The 2,268-nt window shown below is 55.7% G+C and carries 4 protein-coding genes and 1 pseudogene; 2 read left to right on the top strand and 3 right to left on the bottom strand.

From position 1 onward, the window contains the following. Nucleotides 1–256, top strand: a pseudogene (locus tag TY51_RS22870) (hypothetical protein); the annotation flags it as partial. Nucleotides 257–339: 83 nt separating this feature from the next. Here the strand turns inward: TY51_RS22870 and TY51_RS17085 are convergent. Genes TY51_RS17085 through TY51_RS22210 form a run of 3 tightly spaced genes read right to left on the bottom strand, consistent with a single transcriptional unit; the run spans nt 340 to nt 1,137 of the window. After that, on the bottom strand, nt 340–633 hold the full coding sequence (locus TY51_RS17085; RefSeq protein WP_042251813.1) for an HU family DNA-binding protein: 294 nt from the start codon (nt 631–633) through the stop codon (nt 340–342). A gap of 40 nt (nt 634–673) precedes the next feature. Continuing rightward, nucleotides 674–925 (bottom strand): hypothetical protein, encoded by a 252-nt coding sequence (locus TY51_RS17080; RefSeq protein ID WP_042251811.1) that lies wholly within the window; start codon nt 923–925, stop codon nt 674–676. A 53-nt stretch (nt 926–978) separates the two neighbouring features. Beyond that, entirely contained in the window at nt 979–1,137 is a 159-nt protein-coding gene (locus TY51_RS22210; RefSeq protein WP_197054818.1) for a hypothetical protein, read from the bottom strand. Between the two features lie 655 nt (nt 1,138–1,792). Between TY51_RS22210 and TY51_RS17075 the strand changes: the two genes are divergently transcribed. Next, a partial coding sequence (locus TY51_RS17075; protein WP_197054817.1) for a GAF domain-containing protein occupies nt 1,793–2,268 on the top strand: 476 nt, incomplete at its 3' end.

Genomic DNA, 2,268 nt, shown 5'->3' with positions numbered 1-2,268 from the left:
GATCGAGGCAGAGACTTCTGCAAACATTATCGAGAGGGATACGCTGCAGCTTGAAGTTGACCGGATGAGAAATTTGACGCGCCGTCTATCCGATTACTATCTGGACCTTGATCTTCTTGATGAGCGAGCCCGTCACGTGCTGGGTCTGATAAGACCGGACGAAGTGATTATACCTGATCGCATCAACCCTGTTACGGATGGTCGGAACAACTATTCCGCCGAGGCAATCAATACTCAGGATATGGGGCAAGGGTGACGAGCCTGGCTCCCTCTCGCTTTCTGGCAGCATCCTCTGGGTACAGGTCTTCCGGGGGACTTGGGAAGGGAACAGGGCAGGGATCAGCCAGGCGTTGCTGGAGTGTTCAACTGTTCCAGGAGGAGTTTCGAAGCTCTGAAGCGCAAAATCCGCTTGTGCGCCACCTGCACGGGTTCGCCGGTTCTGGGGTTGCGGCCCATCCGGGCCTCCCGGACCTTGCTGGAGAAATTTCCGAACCCCCGAACTTCGACCCTCTGGTCCTGAGCGAGACCGACCATGATCTCGTTCAGGATCGCGTTGAGAGCGGCTTCCACCACCGGACGGGGCAGATGCGAATGAGTCTCAACAAGCTTTCCAATCAACTCGGAGCGGATCATGGTCACCTCCTTCTTTCCCGAAGGATATGAACAGGCCCTATCAAGCTTGGCCAGTCGGGAATTGTGACATTTCATCCGTGAATTGGATCCCGATGTCTTCCGGTGTGTCGCTCACCTGCACGGTTGCGATCCCGTCCCCGCTGGACAGATCAACGCTTGTGCCATCAGCGGTCGACGTCACCTTCACCACGCGCCAGGGTGGGCATTCGAAGACATGGATCCTGCCATGAATATCCGTGAGCACGACGACTTTTGCCATGATGGTCTCTACGCCTGTCACATTCGGCTTCATCCCGCAGACCTGTGCGGCCAAAGGGTAAAAAATCTCTATTCCAATTTCTGATCTCAGTGCAGCAGTCGCAAGGCCAAAGCGACCTTGGCCTCAATCATTCGCTCGATGTCTTCTGCCTTGCATTGCTCTTTCTGGATCTTCTGAAGCTCCAGAAAAAGTGGAGTAGGCTTTGGTGGTTCGGGGGTTTTAGGTCCTTTATTCGCAAGTGTCATGGCAGCCCTCGCGGTTCTATGATCTTCCAATTTTCTCATCACCCTGCTGCGCTGTCAAATGTGCCTAAGACTTTCGGCGGAGCTCAGCTTACAGCCTTGTCGCGTTGCGGGTGCAGGCGGTTCGATCAATATCCCACCGACACGACTGCCATTGCTGTTAATGGTGATCTTTCCGCCTGCCACCGCGCAAGAGATGCGTGACCAGGGCAAGCCGAGCCGACCAAAGACTGCAAAGCCTTCACGGTCCCTTCGAAGTGCTGGAGATAATCCCTACGATCTCTAAAGCTCTCCCGGCGCAGGCGTTTGGTGACACGGCATTGAGATCTCCTCCTGGCCCATTCACAGCCTTTTCAGCGACCTTCGAAATGACTGTGATGCTGTCCCGGAGCGCACAGCGGGACACTCGCGTACCTTGGTTCAGAATTGCCGCTAGCGGGATGCGCAGCGCGCGGCTGCTGATCGGGAGGCACTGGAAAGGGGGAAGGAACAAGAGCGCCGCGCACATGAGTACAACGGCTGCGAGACCTAAAAGAAAAAGTTTCGCGCGTCTTCTGGCGATCAAGATCCCCCCGGATGCTATCCTATTCTACCGCGAAAGGGCTGGTGCCGTCGAACAGGTTTGCTCCTATCGACTGACAGAGACAGAATACGTTATATGCATCAAGCGGTGTTCCCGGTGTTCTCTCGTGGCGGAGGCGTAGTCAATATGAGCTTCAGGGAAAATGAATCTCCTCAGAGCGAACGAGAAAGATTCCTGCGTCAGCAGCAGGTGCTCGCCAAATTCGGTGAGATCGCGCTTCGGTCGAGCAACCTTGACGAAATACTCACGGAAGCCTGTCGCCTCGTTGGAGACGCGCTCGATACGGACCTCGCCAAGGTGATGTCCCTTCTGGATGATGGCGTCACCCTTCTGGTTCGCGCGGGCATTGGCTGGAACCCCGGCGTGGTCGGGCATGCCAAGGTCCGTACCGATATCGGTTCATCGGAAGGCTATGCCCTCAGAACGGGCGAGCCCGTCGCCTCCGTGGATATCGATAAGGAACATCGCTTCACATACGCCCAGTTCATTCTCGATCATGACGTCAAGGCCCTCATCAATGTCATCATCATCGGCGATCAGGACACGAGACC

The sequence above is a fragment of the Paracoccus sp. PAMC 22219 genome (genome assembly GCF_000787695.1).
Lineage (GTDB): Bacteria > Pseudomonadota > Alphaproteobacteria > Rhodobacterales > Rhodobacteraceae > Paracoccus.
The sequence above is the reverse complement of the archived record's forward strand: the minus strand, read 5'-3'. Positions and strand labels throughout refer to the sequence as shown.

Bases quoted from the DNA above. Each gene is read 5' to 3' on its own strand.
- TY51_RS17085 (WP_042251813.1), bottom strand. From the start codon at position 633: ATGATCCGCTCCGAGTTGATTGGAAAGCTTGTTGAGACTCATTCGCAT.
- TY51_RS17080 (WP_042251811.1), bottom strand. From the start codon at position 925: ATGAAGCCGAATGTGACAGGCGTAGAGACCATCATGGCAAAAGTCGTC.
- TY51_RS22210 (WP_197054818.1), bottom strand. From the start codon at position 1,137: ATGACACTTGCGAATAAAGGACCTAAAACCCCCGAACCACCAAAGCCT.